1 protein-coding gene is annotated in these 247 nt (G+C 38.9%); it reads left to right on the forward strand.

The window, feature by feature from the left end; genetic code table 11:
• The coding region (locus SB749_RS20410) for a hypothetical protein (RefSeq protein WP_410711916.1) at window positions 1–247 on the forward strand (247 nt) is incomplete at both ends.

Consider the following 247-nt stretch of genomic DNA (forward strand, 5'->3'; position numbering starts at 1 on the left):
TATTAAAAGACTTAGGTTATATTCAAGGTTCTTGGAACTATGAAACCGAGGCTGTCACACCTGCCAAACGAAGTGAAATTCTTTACCTCATCATGAACTCACATCAAACCTACACCTATATGAAACCTTCTCCAGAATGCCGTTTTATTGATTGTCATAAAATTGATGTTCAGTTTTCTGTAGACCTCATGACAGGAAACCGGACGGATTCAATTGTCCAAGAGATGCTGTCTAGACGAATTCAGAC

The organism is Brevibacterium sp. SIMBA_078, assembly GCF_046534565.1.
Classification (GTDB): domain Bacteria; phylum Actinomycetota; class Actinomycetes; order Actinomycetales; family Brevibacteriaceae; genus Brevibacterium.